Genomic DNA, 22,777 nt, shown 5'->3' on the forward strand with positions numbered 1-22,777 from the left:
CCCTGTTAAGTCAGGACCAGGCGCGTGACGCCTGGCGGTTCATCCTGCTGCCAAGTCGCGCAGCAGTTCGAGGTAACCGCGCGCCTGATCACGGCGGTTGTAATGGGCCAGAACGAAGTCGCGGCCCCGACGGCCCATTCTTTCCAACTCAGCTTGGCGGCTTTCCAGCTTTCGGATGGCCCGAGCCAGGGCAATGGGGTCATCCGGCTGCACATACAGCCCCCCGCCGGAACTTTCCACTAGTTGACGGGCCTGCCCTCCAACGCTGAGCAAAAGCGGTCTTTCCATAGCCAGATACTCGAAGATCTTGCTGGGCAAAACATTCTGAAACAAGGGTGTGTCCCTCAAAGTGACCAGCCCCACATCGCAAGCGGCATAAAACCGGGGCACGAGCGCCTTGGGCTGTTGGTCGATAAACTGAACATTGGAGAGCTTCATACGGTCCGCCATCCGCTTGAGGTCTTCCTTTTCGGCCCCTTCTCCGACCAAGACGAAGAGCTTATCGGGGTCGTCCTGGAGGTAGGCCGCTGCTTCGAGTACGCAATGGAGGCCATGGGCCATTCCAAGAGTACCGAGATAGAGAAGCACGAACCGGTCTCCCCAGCCGAATTTCCGCCGGATCTCATTGTCCTTCGGCCCAGGATGGAACAGCTCCGGATCGATTCCGTTGGGAACGAGGCGCATTTTGTCTAGGTTGATGCCGTAGCGTCGGTGGATCTCCTTCTGGTAGCCTTCGCCGACCGTGACAATGCAGTCGCAGTGTCGGTAAAGGTGATGGGCCAGCCGCTTCAAAGAGCGAACGATCGTGTTGTCGCTCATAGCCTTGACCGCCAATATCGACTCGGGCCAGAGATCTCGCACCTCGAAAACGAAGGGCCTGCGCCAAAGTCTTGCCAAGGTGTAGCCTGCACAGGCGCACAGAAGTTGGGGAGAAGTGGCTATGACTACGTCGGGTTTCCGACAGCGCGCCAGGCCCAGCGGGACCGCGGACATCAAAAAGGAGAAGTATGAGAGCATCCGCCGGCCCACTCCTCGGTTCGGCGCAGCATAAATGTAAGACCGTACCACATCGATTTCCTCAACCCTCTCCCGACGGGTCATCCGCCATCGGTCTTCTGGGGCCTTGACGCCAAGCGGGTGATGAGCGAAGCCGGTCAGCACCGTCACCTGCGCCCCGGCCTTCCTCCATTCGCGAGCCAATTCAAAGACACGGGCTGCCGGTGCCCCCATCTCTGGAGGAAAGTACTGGGATACATACAAGATACGCATTACTTCCCCCGGAGAAGGACTCGAACCTCAAGAGGAGGTTTACCAGACCAGCGCCAGCCCACCCGAAGAACCTGACATTCCTGGCCGATTTCCGGATGGTACGGTCGGGGCTCGGCGAACAGGTCGAGGCGGACAGGAGAGCTGACCCTTACCAGCACTCTACGGTCCCCATTGACGAGATTCCAACCTCCGGCCCTGGGACTAGCCTTCCAAGACGGCTCGATCAGCAGCCCGCAACTCGCCTTGTGCCGCCCCCCTCCCTCGATCCGGTCCACGACTTCAATCTCATCCGGCTCCCGGATGTGCAGGGAGCGCCGGTGAAGCGGTGAGCCCAGCATGTGAGCATAACCGTCATGCCCGGCTTGGGCGGTCATCGCCTCGGAGCCGATTTCGACGTTCACGTCTTGCGGGCGGGCCCGTCGCCCGACCCGGAAGATGTGCCAGACCTCGCTGGAATCTCGGTCGTCGATACAAACGGTGTTGTGAGAAGCAGTGCTCCTGTCATAGCATCGCCGGTCATCGTCGTCATAGCCGTAGGTTCCCGGGTCGACGACCAAACGGCACCCCCGAAACGATACCTCCACCGTCAACGTATCCGCGTGTCCGTGGCCCGGCTGGTAATCTGGGCCAAGCGGTCCCACATCGAAGAAAACGCTCCAAGCCTTGCCGTGCCAAACCACAAGTCCCGTCTCGGGGAAATGACGGCCTCCGCTGGGGGGCGGGGGTATTGGCTGGTCGATCAACCTGCCATGATCAAGCATCCGCTGCGGGGGGCAAGCGGCTCCGGGAACGCCGTCATTCAAGCGGGCGATCTGGCCGTCAGGATGACAAGTCCAAGTCAAAAAACGGGCCATCTCGGCCCACCGTTCGCGCAGCGTCCGTCTGACCTCCGGATCTTCCACCAAGTTGAAAAGCAGGAGGATATCTTCCATGACGTCGATGTGGTATTTGGGGCTGCGTTCGAAATGACCCCCGTCGTCCAGGACTTGTTCGGCGACTTGATCGGACGCGAGTCTCGTGGCGGTCTGCAACCAGGCTTCGGCTGCAGGGTGTCGGAAAAAGCGTCCGGCCATGGCCAAACCGACCGCGTCGCGCAGCAAATGATTGCCGCGAAGGTCCCACTCCAGATGCCGGGCTAGATGCTCGGCCTGTTGCCAAATGCTGCTTAGAAAGCGTTCTTTGAGTTGAGGCTGAGGGGCGAAGATCCGGCAGCTTGCTAGACGATATGAGCGGATCCACCAGCCCAGCCGTGTGGCGATCGCATAACTGTTCCAGGCCAAGGCTGGCGTTCCTGCCCGTTGCGGGGCGCAACGGGTGATCCAATCGTCAATGTAGTGACAAAAGAGATCGGCAGCCGCGGAGGTTGCGCTCGTTGCCTGGGCCAGCGCGAAAGCCCAGCCATGGTAGTGGAGCGTGATCACCCAGAGCCGTTCTCGTCTCACCTCCCCGAGATGCCAATGAGGATTCTCTCGGCCAATCTCAACCGCCCGCCCGAGATGCTCGAAGACTCCTTTCTCAAGCCTCTCAACCAGAGCGGTCCCGGATGGTCCCGAAGGCTGGATGGGCGGCAACTCGGGAAAATCGTCCCGCAGACTCGAGCCTACCTCTTCAGGCCAAGATCCGACTTGGGGCTTCGTCCTCCGCTCCAGGGCATACCTCAGCCGCCAGAATAACTGGCTTGGCTTGAGATGCCGAATGGTTCGCAGGAAGCGTAGCAAGGCGAAAAGTTTCAATTGGGGCATAGTCGACTGAGACTCCCCGGGCTCGAAGGGACATCAAGCGGCGTCCCCTCCCGCAAACTCCGCACCGCCAGAATAGAGGCCAGGGCTACGCTGCGCAGATGAAGCCAAGGGATGGGGGCTGGCCCGCCTGTCAGGATGGATTGGGCGAATGCCCGTACTTCGTCGCGGTGCCCCTTGTCTTGCCGAAACTTCTTCTCCCGCCGCATCCTGCCGCCTGCCGTGGTTGTCACTTCACGCCAGTTGTCGATCACGGCGACTTTGCCGCCGCCGAAGATCTCTAGACGCTCCTTCGGAAAGGCACGGTCCCCCCCGGCGAGATAGCCAATGCTTGAAACAGACCCGTCGGCGTGGCGAAGAGTGATGAAACATTGGTCGTCGGTGACCTTTGACGAGTCGCTCCCCCCGATGGACTCGGCGAATACCCGAACGGGAGGCGAACCGGTCAGAAAGGTCACCAAATCGATGGCATGGCAGGCTTCCCCGACGATTCGTCCCCCGCCTAGCTCCTCGTCCTGAATCCAGTGATCGGCGGGCAGCGGGCCTGCGTTAAAGCGGAAGGACAGAGTCAAAGGGGCGGAACGCTCTTGATAGAACTCGGCCACTTTCCGCGCCGCCGGCGAGAATCGGCGATTGAAGCCGACCATCAGCAGGGGCCCCCGCCCCTCGTGGCCTGCAAGCTGCTCCTCAATGGCCAGGACCTCTTCCGTCCTCAGCGCCAGCGGCTTCTCGACAAAGACATGCTTGCCGGCCTCTAAGCTCCGGATGACTTGCGATGCGTGCAGGTGATGAGGCGTGGCAACGAATACCGCGTCTACCTCAGGGTCAGTGAAGATGGCTTCTTCATCGGTTGTAACTGTTTCAAATCCGAATCTGCGGCCAGCCTCGGCCGCCGACAGGCCCCCCGCCGAGCAGATGACCCGAGGCTTGAAGTCCGACACCTCCCGCAAAGCGGGAATCAGAACCGCTCGGGCGAAGTTGCCTGCTCCCACGCATCCGATTCCGATGGTCCCCGAGGCTGCCGGGGCCCGCAACACGATCCTCCGCTCCGACTTGTCCGGAATCTCCCTCGGGTATCCTAAGAGCACCCCGATGAAAGGTTCGGAGCCTTTCTCGATGAGCTGGTAGGCTTCCTCGGCCTGGTCCAGACGGAAACGGTGTGTGATCAGCGGGCCCACATCGAGACGACCGGAAGCCATCAGGTCGAGGACCGCTTGCAAGTTGCGCTGTTCGGTCCAACGCACATAGGCCGCAGGATAATCCCGGCCCCTCTCTTCATACAGGGGATCGTAGCGCCCGGGTCCATAGGAGCTGGAAACGACGATCTCGGCTTCCTTAAAGTAATAGGGAGCGCGGGGAAAGCGAGTCCCCACCGCACCGACGATGACTACCCGGCCCTTTTTTCGCACCGCCTCTCCTGCGAGGGTGATCGGGCCGTCAGAGGAGGTTGCCGCGGCGATCAGAACCGCGTCGGCTCCCAGACCGCCCGTCAGGTCTTCAACATCGGAAGCGCTCAGATCGGGCTGTGCGACGTCGGCGCCCATCTGCAAGGCCAATTCGCACTTCGATTTTTCCAGGTCGGTTGCGACAACCCGGCAGCCCGCGGCCTTGAGCAGCGAGACCGTGAGCTGGCCGACCAGTCCGAGTCCGATGACTAACGCGCTTTCCCCCAGGGAAAGCCTCGCCAGGCGAACACCCTGCAGAGCGATCGCCCCCAGCACGGTAAAGGCTGCATGTTCATCGTCCACTCCATCAGGTATTCGAGCGCAGAGATGACGGGGAACGCTCACCACCTCGGCATGGCAACCATTGGAAGCCACCCGGTCCCCAGGCTTGATGTGCCCGATCCCCTTGCCGCAAGCCAGCACGACCCCTGCCGAACTGTAACCCAGAGGCATCGGCTCCTCTAGCCGGCTGCGCACCTGCTTCCATGTCGCGATCAGACCCTCCTGCCGGAGTTTTTCAAGCACTCTGCGGACATGGTCGGGCCGTCCTCGGGCCTTCTGAAGCAGCGACTTCTTGGCCAACTCCCGGAGGGCCTTCTCCGTGCCCGCAGAGATCAAAGACGCGAGATTCGCGATAACCACATACCCCGCCTCGGCCAAAGGAGCTGGAACGTCAAGCAGCCGGATCTGACCGTTTCGGATGTTTTGAACGAGTTGCTTCATTTGCGCCGCCTCTACTTTCTCACGAAACTGGTTAAAAAACCGTATGATAATCGAGTCCGGCGCGCCTTTGATGGCAAGCACGGTGAAACCGCCGGATCGAAGTCGGAACCCCCGCTTGACTGAGGGGACTCTGAGCCACGACCCAAGGATACCGCAATCCTCAGCGCTGCAACGGCGGCGGCTCGGGCTGACGCGAGAGGACCTTGGAAATTTAGAGGCATGCTGATGAGTGAAAAGAGAGTGCTCTTTATTGCAAACGATTTCCCGCCTATCGGAGGTGCTGGAATTCAAAGACCTCTTTTCTTTGCGAAGTACCTGCCCGAGTTCGGTTGGTTTCCTGTCGTCCTAACGGTGCGCGAGGTCGCCTATCCCGTAAAGGACCCTACGTTGTTGACCCGAGTGCCGGAAGAGGTGCGAATCGTTCGGACGGAGACCTTGGAACTGCGGCGCTTGTTATGGCTGATTCGGCGGGCACGGCGGCCGAAGAACGGTGCTGCGGGCAAAGCAGCGCCCGGTTCCGATCAGGCCGTCAGCTCCAAAGCCCGCGAATGGGGAAGAGCCTTGAGGCGCTGGCTCTTCGTGCCAGATGATCGGATGTTGTGGGCTCCCTTCGCCGTCTGGGCTGCACTTCGCGAAATCCGACACGCGGAGATATCGGCCATCTATGCAACCGCGCCCAGCTACTCCTCGGGAGTCATTGGACTGATTGTCAGCCGACTCAGCAGCCTTCCGCTTGTCCTAGACCTGCGCGACCCTTGGACCCTGGATCCGTATCTGCCGAGTGCTACTTGGCTGCATGCTGCGGTTGACCGCAAACTGGAAAGCGCCACCATGAAGCAAGCTGCCCGCATTGTTGTGATCTCTGAAACCATGCGACAGCGTCTTCTGGCGGTCCATCCTGGTTTGGAGGACAAGGTCCGAGTGATTACCAATGGCTATGACGCACAGGAATTGGACCGCCTCAAAGCCCAGGAGCCGGGCGGGAAGTTCCTGATGGTTTATTCCGGTTCTCTCTATTCGCACCACAAGCCCGCCCTGAGGGCATTTTGCAAGGCATGGAGTCGACTGGCCCGAGATAACGAGGACTTTCGGCAGCGGGCCGTCCTTCGGCTGGTTGGGCGCTGCGATCCCGAGATTAGAGAGGAGATCTCCCACTGGCAAACTAGTGCGGACCTGTGTGCCGAGGTGCTGGGCTATCTTCCCCATTCGGAATCCCTGAGTTATTTGAAAGGGGCTTCGGCGCTCTTGCTGCTGATCAAAGAGCTTGACCCCGCACGGCATGTCATCACCATCCCGGGGAAGCTGTTCGAGTACGTGGCTGTCGACTCCCCGATCCTGATGATCGGCCCTGACGGGGACGCCGCCGAAATCGTCCGCAAGACCGGCGGGCTGGTGCTGCGCCAGGGGGATTGCCGGGGTACCGTCTGCGCCCTAGAGCGAATCTTCAGGTGGCACATGGAAGGTTCCGGCCCCTTGACGCCCACGGAAAGGCGAGAGCAGCGCCGTCGCTTCGAACGGCGCACGCTCACCGCGGACCTCGCTCGACAACTAGACAACGCCGCCCGCAACGAACAAACGGCTTGAGACGAAGTCGGTGACGGTGACTCCCGGACGACCGCGATCCCATGGACTACACTCAACAACCCCTGCTCTTTAGAATCCGCAAGGTCCTGCGCTATGTTCTTCTCTATGGAATTCGGCGGACTTGGATTAAGGTGCGGGCTCAATATCACATGAAAAGGAGTGCCCCAGTTGCTTACCGGCCGCCGTCCGATCCAGCGGCTGGCGGACACGTGGGATTGATAGGATGCGGCAACTTCGCCTACAGCAACATTGCATACTACCTGCGCCAGAATTTCGGTTCCAAGATTCTGCGCGGCTGTATGGACATCAACCCTGCTCGGGCAGCGTCACTTTGCCGCAGCTTTGCGCTGCAATATTTTACAACCGATGCCGAGCAGATCCTCGCTGATCCGGCAATCGACATCGTGTACGTTGCTTCCAACCATGCGTCCCATGCCGAATATGCGATCAGAGCACTTCGTAGAGGCAAAGCTGTTCACATCGAAAAGCCTCACTGTGTGAATCGTGACCAACTGACCCGCCTTTGTCGGGCGCTCCTGGAGACGAACGGCAAAGCCACACTGGGCTTTAACCGTCCTTGCAGCCGCATCGGCACCCTAATCCGCAAGTATCTCGACGCCCAGTCGGGGCCAGCTATCTTCAACTGGTTTTTGGCAGGCCATCAGATCGATCCCGATCATTGGTATTTTCAGGAACAGGAGGGAGGCCGGGTGCTGGGCAATCTCTGTCATTGGACCGATTTCGTCTACCATTTGGTTCCGGCTCAGAAGCGCTTTCCGATCATCATCACACCGACTCGCTCGGACCGCTCGGACTGCGACATCGCCTTCACCTACCTGTTTGGAGATGGTTCGATCGCCGCAATCACCTTCTCCGCCAAGGGCCATACGTTCGAGGGGGTTCGCGAGCGTTTCGCGGCCCACAAAGGAGACGTGCTGGTCTCTATGGACGACTTCAAGACCTTGACGATCGAGATCGGAGAACGGAAGCTCAACCGGTCAGGGTTGTTCCGCGACCACGGCCACGAGAGCCGCATCCTGGCCAGCTACCGCATGGTGCGCGGCGACAACGAGGGCGAGGACGTGGCCTACATCTGGGAAACCGGACTTCTTTTCCTGGAAACCAGGGAGGCGCTGGAGACACAGCAATCCCGCCAGATCGAGGAATTCAGCCGCTCGTTTCCCTCAGATTAGGCGGGATGACTGCTCATCTTGTCACAGTGCCTCGATCTCAAAGCGGGCATACAGGGGAAGCGGCATTTGGCCGGTGGAAGCTCGCAGCCGACAGTGTTTCTGAGGGTTCCCATACTGGGGGTAACGTGCGTTCTCTCGGATCGACCAGGACAACGTCGCCCCACTCCAGCGCAACCGGACTTCGGGTCCTGTTGCCCTGGCGCAGCGGATCTCTTCTCCTCTCAGCTCCGCCTCCCAGCCGGCGGCCAGTTGAAAGTGCCAGTGCACTTCGTGCGAGCCCTTCCCGGCGATTCGGTCGGAGATGACGAAGGCCACATTCCGACGGCCCGTTTCGACCCTCCGTTCATAGTAGTCCACCCCCAGGGAGGCGAATCCGAAGTGGCGACCGACGAAGACCCGGGAGGCGGCGTCCCAGAGTAGAACTTGCACCGGGCAGGCTGTTGCATGAGGGAATCTCTGCCTGCTCAGCGGAGCGGGCTCGGTCTGATCGACGATGGCCACGTTGTGGGCAGAGGCGGCGATGCATCTCAACCGTTCATCGATGGATCGCGTGTAGGAGGAACATCCGCTGTCGACGAGTAGATCTCGCCCTCCCACTGAGACTTCGACGCTCAAGGCGTCGTTGTGCCCATGGCCTCCTCGCCCCTTCAAACCGACATCGCCGCAGTCGATCATGCAGTAATCATCCTTACGGCGGATTACGTAGAATCCGCCCTGCTCGAATCCCTTGCTCTTAGTTTTCGGCGCAGTCGTTGGCGGCAGTTTCCTGATCGTTTCCCCTTCGAGTGCTCCGATGAGAATCAGCGCGTCCAGGGACAAGCCGTCTGCATGGGCCCACAGATCTGCCCGCCCGCAGAATGCGGCGCCAATGCCAAGGAGGTACCGATGATCGTTGATTGGCTGATGGCCGACTGAAAGCACACGTCCGTCATCAGCATCTCCCCAGACTGGAACCAATCCGTCCGGCTTGCTGTAGGCGGCCACGAATTCGAACATGCGCTCAAGCCGTTCAAGATACTTGTCTTCCAGTTCGATTCCGCGTCGGCGGCAAACGACCGCAGCATGGAGAAACAGCTCTAAAACCAGGCGGTGATAGGGGATCGACCCTTCGTGGCATACCCCGTCGGGATAGACTTGTCTCACGATCTCGCCTTCAAGCTCGCGCTGCGCCAAGCGCACCCACTTGGAGGACTCCCGCTCCTCAGGGAGATAGAGTCCGAGGTAGAGCAGCCCTACCAGGCAGCTTGTATAGTGGTTGCCGCTGATGTCGCTGTATTCCAGATTGCGATATATGAAGCGGCCATGCTCGGCGAGGAGGTTTCGTAGTTCAGGGCCGTCAAATCGATCCTCCCATGCTGTTCCGGAGAGGATCTCAGCCGTCCAAATCAAACTGATGGCCCTCAACGAAGCTTCCATGCCGATGGCCCATCCCACGCCGTATCCGACCGGGTTGTTGCGGCGAAAGTCCTTCATCAACTCGGCTGCTCTTCCGGCGAACCGTTCCTCTCCCGAGACGCGTGCGGCCAAAGCCAGCACCGGCAAGTACTGCAGGCGGCTCATTTCCCATGGCACCTTGATGTCACTGGGATGTTCCCAATCGAGGATATCTGCATAGCGGTAGCGAGTGTGGAAACGGAAGGGCCAGCGCCGGCCTGACGCGGGATCGTAGTGCCAGTCAATCGGGGGCCGCAGGTCGACATCAACCGAAAGCAGTTTGCTTTGGCCGCCCATGATGCGCTCCGCTTGCCGCAACAGGTTGTCGAGGGCTTGGGGACGGTTTTGACGCAGATGAGTCAGGGCCCGGTCCAAGCCGCGGGTACCGAGAATCAGTATCTGCGATCGCTGGCGAGTTGATGAAAGTTGGGTTGCGTAAGGCCGTCCTCCTACCGCCTCCAGAACGCTGCGGGCTTTGGCAAAGAGCCGGTCCCGCAGTTTTCGCAACAAGAAAGAGAAGGGACGGCGCCGGGTTTCACGGGCCAAGTGGAGCAGGTCGCTAACCACGGATCCGCCTCACCTGCCGAACGGCCCAAATGATGGCAAGGAATATCAGGCAGGTGACAAATCCGTGAAGGATCAGCACTTGTAGATCGGTGGCGAAGCCGAGGATGAATCCGGCGTAGCTCAGCGTCACCACGCGGATGAAGCGCTTTGGCCCCCGCAGCAGCCTCACGTAGAACAGGTGGCTGAAGCCGCCGAACGCGAACAGCAAGCCCAAACTCCACCAACGGAAGTCGTACCACAAGCTGCCCCAGATGTCCAGGCTGACGTTCCCCAGGGGGTTGCCGTATAGCATCTCATGCAGCCGATTGGAGAGCGTATAATTGATCCGCCCTGGAAGCACGTGCTCCAACTCCTCCACAATGCCGAGCCCCCACTGGGGCTCGCTGTGAACCAGAAACCTCTCATAAACTTCATAGCGTTCCAGAGCCGGACCGACGCTGACCCTTTCCACCACCTGGAAGGGAGCCCACAGGAGAGGGTGTTGGGACCACTTCCTCTGCCCCCGCGCTCCCATCATCAACGTCAGCACGCTGAGGAGAATCAGGAAGACCACGGCGATGGTGGTCAATTGGGTCCGCGTGAAACGGTAGGGAAACATGTAGCGGGCCGTGCCGATGATCAAGAAAAGGGCGCCGAAGTTGGCCAGCGGGAAGCGGGCGCCTCTGCCAACGAGCGACAGCACGGAAGCTAGAAGGAAGAGGAGGAACAGCAGTCTGTGCCCCAGAGAGGGACGCACCTTCTGCCGGAAATACAGCAGGACGGTCACCAGCGGCAGAAGGACGTTCTTGAATTGAGACACGTAACCCAGGCCCAGGTAAGCTCCGCCGGAGGAACTAGTTTCGCGGAGCTGGTTGTAAACCTCGATCATCAGCGCCGGACCGCCGGCCAGAAGGCTCTGGAAAGCGTCGTACGGTACGAAGAATCCCAGCAGAAAGAAGTAGGCTGCGGCGACCAAGGCTGATACCAGGCCGATGGCCAAGAACGCGGCGAACTGCACGCCGTGCAGATCGTCGACCCAGGCCCGCTCTTGGAAGGCCTTCAAATCCGCTCGATGCCGAAACCTGGCCAGAGCCGAGAACACGACGATCCCAGCCATGTAGGCGAGCAGGCCCATACCGATGAATACAGCGTAGGGATGCCCAGCTTGACCGTCTGACCAACCGGCATAAGCCGTCGTCGCGAAGGTGGAAATCCCCATGAGGATGATGTAGGTTTCCGGTCCAACGATGATCCTCCCCTGCGCCACCAGCAGGTAGTGGACGATCAGTGCGGCAACGAGCAGTATGCTGATTCCAAGGATGGACCACATTTGCTATTGGTTGGCGGTGACGAGGCACGAAAGCATCCAGGATACGGGAAGCTGGGACTAGTATCAAGCACCGAGCGACTTGGGCGACCCCTCAATCCAGGAATCGAACCAGGCCACTGCGTTGTAAACCGTCCACAGGTAGGCTGTAAAATCACCGTTGCCGTTGCGATGACGAGCCAGCATATCAAGCACCGCGCGTCTGTTGGCGGGAAAGGCCTCGAAGAATCGGCTAGCCGACAATTCGGCTTCCATCGCCTTGCCGAAGTTCCCCCTTATCCAGCGGTCCATCGGGGCGCCAAAGCCCATCTTGGGCCGGTCGATGATGGCATCTGGGATCAATCCACGCATTGCCTCCTTAAGGACGGACTTGCAAACACCGTCCGCGACCTTGACCTGTTGAGGAAGGTTCATGGTGAACTCCACCAAGCGGTGATCCAGGAAGGGCACTCTGGGTTCGACGGAAACCGACATGCCGATCTTGTCCACGCGCATAAGGAGAAGTTCCGGCAACCGAAGCTTGAACTCGGAATAGACCATCCGGGTCAGGATGTCATGGCCGGGCGCCTCGGCATCGAGCCTCTCGAAGAAGGACCGCACGATTTCGAAGGTGTCGGTTGCCGCAAAAGCTGCTGGCAACATTCCTGAGTCTTGCAGGAATTGAGGGGCTTCAAGTGGTCTGAGCCTTTTCTTATCCAAAAGCCGCGACTTTCTGGACTCGGGAAAAATCGTGGCTCCGCTCCAAAAAGGCTCCCGTTCGAAGCCGGCCCTCACCAAGAGATCGAGGTAGGTGTCGTGCCTGTGATGCCAGGCCATTAGCCGCTCGACGAGCAAGCTGACTAACCTGCGGGCGAAGGCGGGAACCGTGCCGGTGTAGGGTTTCCAGAATCTGCGGTACATCGTCATATATTTCAAGTAGTGAAGGTAGCCGCAGAACTGTTCGTCGGCTCCCTCTCCCACCTGCACCACAGTGGTGCCGGAATCACGCACTAGCTTGGAAACGAAGTAGAGTGGAATGCAGACCCAGTCCGCGATCGGCTCGTCTTGGGAAATGACCAACTGAGGAAGGTACTCCCGCATGGCCTTCTCGTCTACCATCACCTCGTGATGATCAGCATTTAACAGATGGGCGACGTGGCGGGCATACTCGAACTCGTTCATATCCTGATGGTCGGAGAATCCCACTGTGAAGGTTCTTACCGGTCGCCCCAGGTGTTTGGTCATTAGGGCGGCGTTGGCTGAAGAATCGATGCCCCCCGAGAGGAAGACGCCAATGGGGACATCCGACATCATCCGTTTCCTCACCGAGTGGTCAAGAAGTTGCCGGGTACGGCGTACCGCAAAGTCCCGCAAGGCTGCCGGACTCAACGTCTTCATCTCATCCGCCTCAGGTCCGGCCCCCGGCAGGGCGTCCCAGTAGCGCTCTGCCTGCATGGAGCCGTCGGCCGACACCGTGCAGTGGAACCCAGCCGGAATCTTGTAAATCCCTCGGAACATGGTCAAGGGAGCCGGAGTAGTGAGGAAGGAGAGATAATGATAGATGGCGAGAGGTTCAACTTCGGCCTGCACTTCCGGATGGGCCAGAAGCGCCTTGATCTCGGAAGCGAAAAGAAACGCCGACGGCGTCCAGGTTATATAAAGCGGCTTTATCCCGATCCTGTCACGAGCCAGGAACAGATTCTGACCTGCTTCGTCCCAGACACCGATGGCGAACATGCCCTCCAGATGGTCGACGACCTTCTCGCCCCACTGCTCATAGCCGTGAACGATGGTTTCGGTATCCGAGTGGTCCGATCTGAACCGATGGTTGTGCGAGAGCAGCTCTCTTCGCAGGTATTGGTGATTATAGATCTCCCCGTTGAAGACCACTTGGATCGAGCCGTCTTCATTGGGCATGGGTTGATTGGCGGAATCGGACAAGTCGATGATGGCCAGCCTGCGGAATCCCAATCCCACCCGGCCCGACGGGGCAATCCAGAGTCCGGAGCCATCCGGGCCACGGTGTTGGATGACGTCTCTCATCCGTTCCAGAACGGCACTGTCAACCTCGCGGCTTTCCGTGAGGGAAAGCCATCCTGTGATGCCGCACATGATTCTCCCTCGGCTTTCTCGCAACGTGCCTGCGTTGCCTTCCAGGGCGACTGAAAAACTTATTCCGACTGGCCGTTGATCTCGCGAACGATGGCGACAGCCAGCCCGAGCATTCCTCCCAATAGGACGGCAACGAGCAGCTTTAGGCCAAGGCCCAACGGTTTCGGGCTTCTCGGCGGAACGGCCGGCATGGCAAGTCTCACGTCCGGGACATCCTCTCGCGCTTGGGCAAGACGGACTTCGTTGTAGGTGCCCGAAAGTTTCTGAACCTGCGACTTCAACCGGTCGATCTCCCGCTCCATCGGAGCCAACTCGGACAGGTGCTCACGGCGGATGCGGTCAAGAGCCCGACGACGGTCTCTAATTAGTCCCGCCAAATCGATCTCGCGTTCCTCTTGCAATATTCCAAGTGCAACGCTGCGTTCCCGCTGCAGCTTCTCGACGGTTCGGTCGAACTCCCAATAGACATTCTGCTGAGTTTCTCTCAGCATCCTCACTTGGGATTCGAGTTGGACAATCCTCATAGCCAAGTCGGTATGGATCGGGTTGACCTCCTCGTCAACCAGATTCTTGGAGAAGAGCCGGTTCTCGGTTTCTTCTCCCCAGGCACCCGACAAAGCCTGCCACAGGACGTCATCGCTGACCGTCTTTCGCAGGCGGAAGACCATTGGGGTCTGAGCCAGTTTCTGGCGCAGGACCAGAAGCTGAGCCAGCAGCCTCAAGGCCGTTTCCTGGTCTTCAACTCCGTCGCTTTGTGGAGACTTGGAGGAGTCCGATCCGATCCCATATCGGGAGCCGACGTCAGAGAAGATGCGCCGTGTCTGGTTACGGAACTCCGCGATCAGGTTCTCGGACTTGGCCCGGAACTCGGCGATTCGGTCATCCCAAGCCTTAGCCGTTTGGTCGAGCCGCTCCTGGAATTCGTTCAGTAGCCGAAGCCGCTCCTTCTCAAGTTCATCCAGCGATTTGCGGGAGTCGTGAAACTGACCTTCGACAATTTCAACTGTGGGATCCAAGGATGCTAAGGAGAGTCTACGGGTGTGTTCGAGAAAGACCTCCGCCCAAGCGTTGGCTACCTGTGCCGACGTTTCCGCATCCTCAGTGCGTGCGCTCAGGCGCAGCATGGGAGCCAAGGGAGTCTGGTCTGAGCGAGCCGACAGGAAGACATGAGTGCTCAGACCGTCGTCCAATCGGAGTATCCGGTCGGGTCCCAGCACGCCGCGGCTCACCAAACGGGCAGTGGTTTCCTCCAACACCGCTCCTGACTCAACCAGCGCCTTGTATCCTTGAATCGAGAAGGTGGGTGGACTCAACTCGGAACTGAAGGTGGGGGGAGACACCACCAAGGTCAGTGACGCTTCGAATTGTCTCGGCAGCAGCATGATCACGACCAGGGCCAGCACGGCGACGCCCACCGCTCCCCCGGCGATCAAGCCGATTCGCCGCTGCAGGAAGCGGACGATATCGACCATGCCCAACCACTCCTGGTCTTGGGGCGGTTGTTGCACAATGGGATCCGGACGGTTGCTTTTGGACTTGGCTGCCATAGGGCTGTTCGTTGGTTATACTTCGAAAGATGAGTCTTCGGCCAACTGTCTCAGCAAAGACTGGGATGGCTTGAATCGGCTTCGACTCATTCTCAGTGCGGCGTTCCCATTGAAGACCGCATTATGGCTGATCCGACCGCGATTTTCAAGGGCGACGTTGCGAGCCGAAGATGCCTGCCGTCAGACGATTTTCCTTTCGACTTTCCGCAGGATGCCGAGAATACATGCCCTAAACGGCGACAAGATCTCGAATCGGCTGACCATTCTCTCGTAGAGGGCGCCTGCGACAAATGTAGGCAATGACCAAAGCAGGTAGTTGGGCTGCACTTCGAGTGAACGGAGCATGACCGGCTCGAAGCCCGTTTGACCGAGTACTCTCTTCATTCTGCTCCGGCTGTTGAAACCATAGTAAGTAGGGAAGGTGTCCTTCTCGATACGACCGCGCTTCTTGTTGATCCACTTGTGGAAGGAAAGTGGTGTCAGAAGCGAAATCAGACCCACGTAATGGAAGAGATTGGGTGTGAGGAAGACAAAATGTCCGCCCCGGGCAAGCACTCGGTGAACCTCCCGCAAAACATGAAGGGGGTATTGGAAATGCTCAAAAACATAGATGCCGATAACCAGTTGAAAGCTTTCGTTGGAAAAAGGCAGTTCTTCGGCGGCAGCGATCACGGCGTGATGCAGATAGGGATTCGAGCCGAGGCCCGTGTCAAGATCGATGCCGAACAGGGTCGTGTCTTCCTCAAATGAGAACGGCAACCCGCTGCGACCTCGTCCGGCTCCCAAATCCAAGACTCTGCGGCTGGCGCCCAAAAAAGGAGTGATCTCTCGGGCAAGGGCTGCCACAGGATCTTGCGTCCACTTTTCGGGATAGAGTTTACTTCGCCAGTATTCTGTTCGAAGGCACTTCATTATCAACTTACGCTCCAAGACTTCAGCAGAGTAGGGTTGAGTTTTAGCACTCGCCGCACGTCGCGGATGAGAAGACCGTTCCAGAGCGCAGCGGTAAAAGTGGTGGCCAAGGCAGCGCCCAGCAGACCGAAGAGGTGAATCAGTACGGGCATGAAGAGAAGGTTGACGAGGAACGCCAACATGCCAACCTTGGCGCTGCGGCGCTCGTTACCGGTCATAATGAGAAGCGACCCAACAGGGCCCGCAAACGAGTTCAAGACCTGCCCGAAAATGAGAATGCAAAGCGGAATGTATGCTGCTCGAAACTCTGATCCGAACAGACCCAGCAGCAATTCCCCAAAAACCAGGAGAGTGAGCCCGCTCACCACGGCGAAGGCAAGAGCGACTTTGGTGCTCAGCTTGATGAGACTCTGGAGTTCCTCTGATTTTCCCTCTGCGAAAAGACGGGCGATACGAGGTGCAGCTAGCGAACTCACCGTGAATAATCCGAAGCCCAGCAGATTGGACGCCTGCACGGAAACCGAAAAGAGACCTGACGACACTGTTCCGAGGAGTATTCCACTCAATATAATTCCTGACTTGTCCATCCCCAGTTTGAATCCGGTATGCGCCCATATCGGCATCGCCGTCCTCAGCCACTCGCCCGTGGCAACCTCCTTTTCATGTTCTAAGAGGGATCTGGGAAGCTGCTTGAAGATGACTTTGTAGAGTACGATGGAAACGATCCCACCAGCAATGAACTCGATGGCGACGACATGATAAGAGAGCAGAGAGGTCCGGCTTGAAAACGCTATGAAGAGGAGGACACCGACGATACTGAGAAAAGGCAAGATAAGGCTTCTCATTATGAATGAAAGATGCACACGCTGTAAGCCTTGCAGGATCGCCGTTCCGAACTGTACGGCCCCAAGGACGAACAGATAGAGTGCACCCCATGCGAAAGTGGTGCGCAGTTCGAAGCTTGAGTCTGAGAGAGTAGAGCGGCTGACCAGAATGACCAAGAGCGCACAGGCTGCGGAGGCCGAAGCGACGATTTGTAGGCCCCGGATGAAGAACCCCTTCAGCCCTGCCAGGTTCTTCTTAATAGTATATACTGAAACGAAGCGTACAGCGGCTGTGTCGAAACCAAGAGGTCCCAAAAGAACGAGAAGAGTCAACCATCCCAGCACAAAAGCATAGTTTCCATAAGACTCCGTTCCAGACAGGCGAGCGACGAGAATCTGCTGGAGAAAGAGTAAAAAAGTAGCCCCGCCTTTGAGCAGCATCAAGCCCAAGAATCCCTGAACAAAATGGGAGCGTATGCCGAGGCCGTGCGCAGTCTTTTGGATTCGGGCTGACAGAAGAGCTTGAATAGACATTGCTTGCGCTGTAGCTGCTCAGAAACGATAGGGATCGGCCTGCAAATCAGATTGGTGTTCCCTGGCAGGGAAGCCCGACTGCGCTTTGGGCGGCTCGAACGTAATCACTCGCATCAGCGTGCATGAAGCGAACTCCCGAACGGAACCGCGGGACTGTGCCTCGGCTCGCGGTTTCAAAAGTTGCGCTCCGCCCCCCGTCACTTAGAGCTGCGATCCCGCCTACAACTGTGGCTCATGCGACCTCACCGTATCAACAAGGTCGAACGTTGGGAAACAGCCTATTGACTTGTTGATTTCCTGTTTTCTGAAGAACGCATTATGGAAGAAACGATTCCTGAATTCAAGTGTACGGTTAGACATGAAGATATAGACCATTCATTATTAACAGAAATAAATGAAGCCCCGCGCCGCTCCGTCTTCCGCTTGCTCGATCATGCTTCAGCCAGGATCTCAGCAATGCGGATCGCGGAGCGTCCGTCCCAGAGTTCGGGAGGCCTTCTTTCAATCCTAGGTTCACTCAGCCGATGCTTAATCTCCCCGGACAGCAAGTGGGGATGGGCGTTGAAGAGCCGATTCGTTCCCTGTTCGAGGGTCACGGGCCGTTCCGTGCCGGGACGGACAGTCAGGCAAGGAACTCCCAGAAAGGTCGTCTCTTCCTGCATTCCGCCCGAATCGGTTACAACCAGGCTGGCATGAGATTGCAGAGCCAGAAAGTCGAGATATCCTACAGGTTCTAGCAGCCGGACGGCACTTAGCAAAGGGCTGAGGCCGTACTCATCGATCCGGCTTTGGGTTCGCGGATGGATCGGCAACAGAACTTCGATATCGGCAGCGACTTCATTGAGAGCCCTCAATAGCGCCTTGAGGCGATCAGGGTGGTCTACGTTGGTCGGCCGATGCAAGGTCACCAGTATGTAGCGGCCGAGGCCGAGCCTCCTGCAAAGGCCCTCCCAGCGCTGTTCGGCCCGCTGCTTCAGGTGCTTCAGCGTATCGATCATGACGTTGCCGACGAATTGGATGCGTGCTCCGGAGACGCCTTCTCCTAAGAGATTTTCTCCCGCGTCCCGCGAAGGAGTGAAGAGGACATCCGAAATCTGGTCGACGAGCAGCCGGTTAATCTCCTCGGGCATGCTGCGGTCATAGGAACGCAGGCCTGCTTCCACGTGGCCCACTCGAATCAGCAACTTGCTGCACACTAGCGCGCAGGCCAGGGTAGAGTTGACGTCGCCGTAGACCAGCACCCAGTCCGGGGAGAGTTCTTTTGCGACCGGCTCGAATCGCTGCATAATCTTCGCCGTTTGGACGGCATGGGAATCAGAGCCCACTTCCAGATTGATGTCCGGCTGCGGTAGACCCAGCTCTTCAAAAAAGACCTGTGACATGTTGCGGTCATAGTGTTGACCCGTGTGTAGCAAAGTCTGGCTAAATCCGCCCTTTTCCCTCATCGCCCGGAGTACCGGAGCCGCCTTCATGAAGTTCGGTCTGGCACCGACGATGTGCATGACTGTGATCAAAACGCCCTCCTAGGTGGCCTCATCCGCTTGAGGGGGGTCCGAACGCTGATCTGGGCCGGTATAAAGACTGCGGACTGTCTCAGCAAGGATGGCCTCCAAACCATATTTCGCCTTCCAACCCGTAGCTTGCTCAAGTTTGCCAACATCGGGCTTGCGCCGACGCAGATCCTCAAAGCCGGCCTGGAAGGCCTTTTCGTAAGGGATATGCACGATTTCGCTCGACGTAGTCCCTCTCGCGGCCTTAACGGCAACGAGCACCTGGCGAGCAAGCTGTTCGATACTGATCTCTTCAGTCGAGCCAACGTTGTAAATTCGACCGACCCCTTTGGGATAGTCTTCCAAGCTTAGCACTGCGGAGATCGCGTCCTTGACATGCAGGAAACAGCGCGACTGGGTTCCGTCACCATAGACGGTCAGGGGCTTCCCCTCCAAGGCTTGGCCGATGAAGCGTGGTATGACCATGCCGTAGCGGCCTGTCTGACGCGGCCCCACGGTATTAAAGAAACGGAGAATGACGACAGGAAGCCCTTTCTGGCGATGGTAGGCCAGGGTGAGAAACTCGTCGACCATCTTGGAGGCCGCATAGGCCCAGCGGCTTCGTGTGGTGGGACCGAGCACGACATCGTCATCTTCTCGGAAAGGTACCTTGTTGCCCTTGCCGTAGACTTCGGAGGTGGAGGCGAGCAGGACTTTGCAGCGGTAGCGTTGGGCGACCTTGAGAACGGATTCGGTGCCCATGATGTTGGTTTCGATGGTATGGACGGGTTGCTCGACGATCAGGCGCACGCCCACGGCGGCGGCCAGATGGATCACCGTGTCGCATTGGCTGGCCAGGCGGTCGAGGACGGTTTCGTTGCGGATGGTATCGATGGCGAAGCGGAAGCGGCTTTGGGGGCCCTTGCCGTGTTGCTCGACCAAATGCTCGATGTTCTCGAAACGGCCCGTGGAGAGGTTGTCGATGATGGTGACTTGGTCGCCGCGCTCCAGCAGGGCCTCACACAGGTGGGAGCCGATGAAGCCTGCTCCTCCGGTGATGAGATAGTGCTTGCCAGTGCTTTGAGAGGGCATTAGAGGTGCTCCGGAATAAAACCGCGGCTGGTCAGAAGTTGGGTGATTCGCCGGGCGTTTTCTTCGGGGGTGTGTTGAGTGGTGTCAAGCCGGATTTCAGGCGTCTCAGGGTCTTCGTAGGGGTCGTTGATGCCGGTGAATCCCTGGATCTCCCCCTTGCGGGCGCGGGCGTACATGCCTTTGGTGTCGCGGGCTTCGCACACTTCCAGGGGAGTGTCGACGAAGACCTCGATGAACTGGTCTTGCCCCATCATGCCCCTCACTTCGTTGCGGGTGGAACGGTAGGGGCTGACGGCGGCGCAGATGACGGCTCCGCCGTGGCGCACCAGTTCAGAGGCCACGAAGCCGATGCGGCGGACGTTGGTGTCGCGGTCTTCGCGGGAGAATCCCAGGCCCTTGGAGAGATGAGTGCGCACCACGTCTCCGTCCAGCACCGTGACCTGGCGTCCCGCTTCCAGCAGAAGGATGGTGAGGACTTCGGCCGTGGTCGACTTGCCCGAACCGCTCAGTCCCGTAAACCACACGCAGAAGCCCTGTCGGTTGCGCGGCGGATAGGTTTCGGCCAGGATCTCGGCCACCTGAGGACGCGTGAACCACTCGGGCAGGCGCCGGCCCCGGCTCAGGTAGTCTTCACGAACCTGGGTGCCTGAGATGGAGGCTGTCTCCACCTCCTGAGGCACCTTGGGGGCTTCCTCGTAGCGCCCTTCCGCCGGCAGGTAGACCATCTGTCGAAAGGGCACCATCTTCATTGCCAGTTCCTGCTGGTGCTCCGACACCAGTTCTTGAGCGTCGTAGGGACCGTAGTAGGGGTTGCCGCGGGAATCCAGGCCCGGGCTGGCGTGATCTCTTCCGATGATGATGGCGCTGGCGCCGTAGTTGCGCCGGATGAGGGCGTGCCAGAGGGCCTCGCGCGGTCCCGCCATGCGCATGGCCAAGGGCAGCAGAGCCAGCAGGATGCGGTCGGCCCGATAGTGGTTCTCGGCCAGCGCTTTATAGGAGCGTACCCGGGTGAAATGGTCGACGTCGCCCGTCTTCGTCATGCCCACGACAGGATGCAGCAACAGCGTGGCATCGAGTTGTTCGGAGGCCCTCTTGGTCAGCTCTTCGTGGGCCCGGTGAAGGGGGTTGCGGGTCTGGAAGGCCACCACATTGGCGCGTCCCTTGGCGGCCAGTCGCTCACGGCACTGCCGGGGCGTCAGCCGGAGGGGGCGGAAGTCATAACGGCGGGGAAGCTTGATGACGTCCAGCGGGCCCGAGATATGAAGCGGGCCCCAGCGATGCATCTCGGCCACCAGCGGATGATGGGGGTCGGTGGTTCCCAAGACCTGACGGGCGGTGTGGGGAAGGTCCCATTCGTAGACGGCCTCCACCGTCATGACGGCGATCAGGTCGTTCTTGCTGTCGCGCAGCGCGATGCGGGAGTCCAGACGCACCGGGGCGTTTCTCTCCACCGGCAAGGTGAGCGGGATGGGAAAGAGGGTCCCGTCGGCCAGGCGCATCTCCTCCACCACCCTGAGGAAATCCTCCCGTCCCATAAAACGGTCGAGCGGGGAAAAGGCGCCGGTGGCCAGCAGTTCCAAGTCGCACAAGGAGCGGTCTGAAAGCTGAATCGCCGGAAGGCGTCCCGCCTGGTCCTTGAGTTCCTGGCGACGCTCCTCGGGCACCATCAAGTCCCTCAGTTGGCCGCCGAAAGGCGCAATCAAGTCGCTCTTGGTCATGATTTCCGGTCCCAAAAAAGAAAGGCGTATTGTGGAATGAATCAGCGGACGAGGTCAAGACGCCCCCACCGGCTCGGCTTACACCCCGTAAAAGCGCCGATACCATTGAACGAATTTTTCGATGCCTTGGCGCACCCGGGTGTCGGGCCGGTATCCGAAGTCCTTTTCCAGCTTGGAAACGTCGGCCGCCGTCGAGAGGACGTCTCCAGGCTGCATGGGCAGGTAGCGGATTCGCGCCTTCTTTCCCAGCGCATCTTCGATCGCGGCGATGAAATCGAGCAGAGGCAGGGCTCGTCCGCAGCCGATGTTGTAGGTCCTGAAAGGAGCATCGCTGACGTCGGGAAGGGGATTTTCGGCGTCCCACTGCGGATGGGGCCGGGCCGGACGTTGCAGGACTCTGACCATTCCCTCCACGATGTCGTCGACGTAAGTGAAGTCGCGCTCCATCTTACCCTGGTTGTAAACCTCGATTTCCTCTCCCTTGAGAATGGCTCGGACGAATTTGAAGAAGGCCATGTCGGGGCGTCCCCAGGGTCCGTATACCGTGAACAGTCGCAGGCCGGTGACGGGAATGCGGTAGAGATGGGCGTAGCAATGAGCCATCATTTCGTTGGACTTCTTGGTGGCGCCGTAGAGGGAAAGGGGATGGTCGACGCGGTCTGATTCCGCCAAGGGCAGCTTGCGGTTGGCGCCGTAGACCGATGAGGAGGAGGCGTAGACCAGGTGTCGGGGCTGAATTCGCCTGCATCCTTCCAGGACGTTGAGAAAACCCGTGATGTTGCTCTCCAGGTAGGCGTGAGGCTCCTGCAACGAGTAGCGGACTCCAGGCTGGGCGGCCAGATGGACGACATGGCTGTAGCAGCCGTCCTCGAAGACCTCGGCCGCGGCTCGACGGTCCGCCAGGTCGATGCGGCGGCAAACAAAGCCGGGACGCTCCTGGAGCAGACGTTCAAGCCTCGCCTCCTTGAGCTCGGGATCGTAGTAAGGACTGAAATGGTCGAGTCCCTCGACCGCCTCGCCCGAACGAAGCAGGCGCCGCGTCAGATGAAAGCCGATAAACCCCGCGGCCCCCGTAACCAGTATCCGTTTCTCCTGCTTGGACATCGTCGCCCGCTCTAAAGTCCACCTTGTGGCAAAACGTCCATTTTGCCCAGCTCAAGACAACGGGTCAAGAAGGAGGAAGATGGAGGAAGGGCCTTGGCAACCTGTCGCTAGGGCACGAAGGTCCTCGATTGAGGGGCCTGCCCTCCATGCCTTGGCGACGGAGGAGCGTTTGACCTCAACGCCCGCATTCTGGTACTTCCTCTTG

Annotated in this window: 15 protein-coding genes; 2 read left to right on the top strand and 13 right to left on the bottom strand. The window is 59.1% G+C overall.

Annotated elements, in window-relative coordinates; translation table 11 throughout:
- Nucleotides 1-39: 39 nt before the first annotated feature.
- Genes VLU25_07520 through VLU25_07530 form a run of 3 tightly spaced genes read right to left on the bottom strand, consistent with a single transcriptional unit; the run spans nt 40 to nt 5,035 of the window.
- Nucleotides 40-1,269, bottom strand: a complete 1,230-nt coding sequence (locus tag VLU25_07520; GenBank protein ID HSR67774.1) for a glycosyltransferase family 4 protein — start codon at nt 1,267-1,269, stop codon at nt 40-42.
- Nucleotides 1,269-3,011, bottom strand: a complete 1,743-nt coding sequence (locus VLU25_07525) for an alginate lyase family protein (protein ID HSR67775.1) — start codon at nt 3,009-3,011, stop codon at nt 1,269-1,271. Before VLU25_07525 ends, VLU25_07520 begins: the two co-directional genes overlap by 1 nt.
- On the bottom strand, nt 2,999-5,035 hold the full coding sequence (locus VLU25_07530; GenBank protein ID HSR67776.1) for a bi-domain-containing oxidoreductase: 2,037 nt from the start codon (nt 5,033-5,035) through the stop codon (nt 2,999-3,001). The genes VLU25_07525 and VLU25_07530 overlap by 13 nt, the downstream gene beginning before the upstream one ends.
- Before the next feature lie 366 nt (nt 5,036-5,401).
- Between VLU25_07530 and VLU25_07535 the strand changes: the two genes are divergently transcribed.
- Both VLU25_07535 and VLU25_07540 read left to right on the top strand, forming a co-directional pair.
- The gene (locus VLU25_07535) at nt 5,402-6,760 is read left to right on the top strand and encodes a glycosyltransferase (protein ID HSR67777.1); all 1,359 of its coding nucleotides are present in this window, start codon (nt 5,402-5,404) and stop codon (nt 6,758-6,760) included.
- Nucleotides 6,761-6,801: 41 nt separating this feature from the next.
- Nucleotides 6,802-7,953, top strand: a complete 1,152-nt coding sequence (locus VLU25_07540) for a Gfo/Idh/MocA family oxidoreductase (GenBank protein HSR67778.1) — start codon at nt 6,802-6,804, stop codon at nt 7,951-7,953.
- 21 nt (nt 7,954-7,974) lie between these two features.
- Here the strand turns inward: VLU25_07540 and VLU25_07545 are convergent, their stop codons facing one another.
- The 10 genes from VLU25_07545 to VLU25_07590 all read right to left on the bottom strand — a co-directional run bounded on the left by VLU25_07545 (nt 7,975) and on the right by VLU25_07590 (nt 22,572).
- Complete coding sequence (locus VLU25_07545; protein ID HSR67779.1) at nt 7,975-9,954, bottom strand: alginate lyase family protein; 1,980 nt, start codon at nt 9,952-9,954, stop codon at nt 7,975-7,977.
- Nucleotides 9,947-11,263 (bottom strand): hypothetical protein, encoded by a 1,317-nt coding sequence (locus VLU25_07550; GenBank protein ID HSR67780.1) that lies wholly within the window; start codon nt 11,261-11,263, stop codon nt 9,947-9,949. Before VLU25_07550 ends, VLU25_07545 begins: the two co-directional genes overlap by 8 nt.
- Nucleotides 11,264-11,326: 63 nt before the next feature.
- Nucleotides 11,327-13,351 (bottom strand): asparagine synthase (glutamine-hydrolyzing), encoded by a 2,025-nt coding sequence (asnB, locus tag VLU25_07555; GenBank protein ID HSR67781.1) that lies wholly within the window; start codon nt 13,349-13,351, stop codon nt 11,327-11,329.
- A gap of 59 nt (nt 13,352-13,410) precedes the next feature.
- On the bottom strand, nt 13,411-14,898 hold the full coding sequence (locus VLU25_07560; protein ID HSR67782.1) for a hypothetical protein: 1,488 nt from the start codon (nt 14,896-14,898) through the stop codon (nt 13,411-13,413).
- 180 nt (nt 14,899-15,078) lie between these two features.
- The gene (locus VLU25_07565; GenBank protein ID HSR67783.1) at nt 15,079-15,810 is read right to left on the bottom strand and encodes a class I SAM-dependent methyltransferase; all 732 of its coding nucleotides are present in this window, start codon (nt 15,808-15,810) and stop codon (nt 15,079-15,081) included.
- A gap of 2 nt (nt 15,811-15,812) precedes the next feature.
- Entirely contained in the window at nt 15,813-17,168 is a 1,356-nt protein-coding gene (locus VLU25_07570) for a polysaccharide biosynthesis C-terminal domain-containing protein (GenBank protein ID HSR67784.1), read from the bottom strand.
- A gap of 431 nt (nt 17,169-17,599) precedes the next feature.
- Nucleotides 17,600-18,682 carry a UDP-N-acetylglucosamine 2-epimerase (non-hydrolyzing) gene (gene wecB / locus VLU25_07575; GenBank protein HSR67785.1) on the bottom strand — a complete coding sequence of 361 codons (1,083 nt, stop codon included), beginning with the start codon at nt 18,680-18,682 and terminating at the stop codon, nt 17,600-17,602.
- A 9-nt stretch (nt 18,683-18,691) separates the two neighbouring features.
- A complete protein-coding gene (locus VLU25_07580) occupies nt 18,692-19,750 on the bottom strand; it encodes a GDP-mannose 4,6-dehydratase (protein ID HSR67786.1) in 1,059 nt (352 codons plus the stop codon).
- Nucleotides 19,750-21,468 (bottom strand): bifunctional sulfate adenylyltransferase/adenylylsulfate kinase, encoded by a 1,719-nt coding sequence (locus tag VLU25_07585; GenBank protein HSR67787.1) that lies wholly within the window; start codon nt 21,466-21,468, stop codon nt 19,750-19,752. Before VLU25_07585 ends, VLU25_07580 begins: the two co-directional genes overlap by 1 nt.
- A 78-nt stretch (nt 21,469-21,546) precedes the next feature.
- Nucleotides 21,547-22,572: an NAD-dependent epimerase gene (locus tag VLU25_07590; GenBank protein ID HSR67788.1), complete on the bottom strand. Its 1,026-nt coding sequence runs from the start codon at nt 22,570-22,572 to the stop codon at nt 21,547-21,549.
- Between the last annotated feature and the right edge of the window lie 205 nt (nt 22,573-22,777).

This window comes from Acidobacteriota bacterium (assembly GCA_035471785.1).
In the GTDB taxonomy this organism is placed as follows: domain Bacteria; phylum Acidobacteriota; class UBA6911; order RPQK01; family DATIPO01; genus JANQFM01.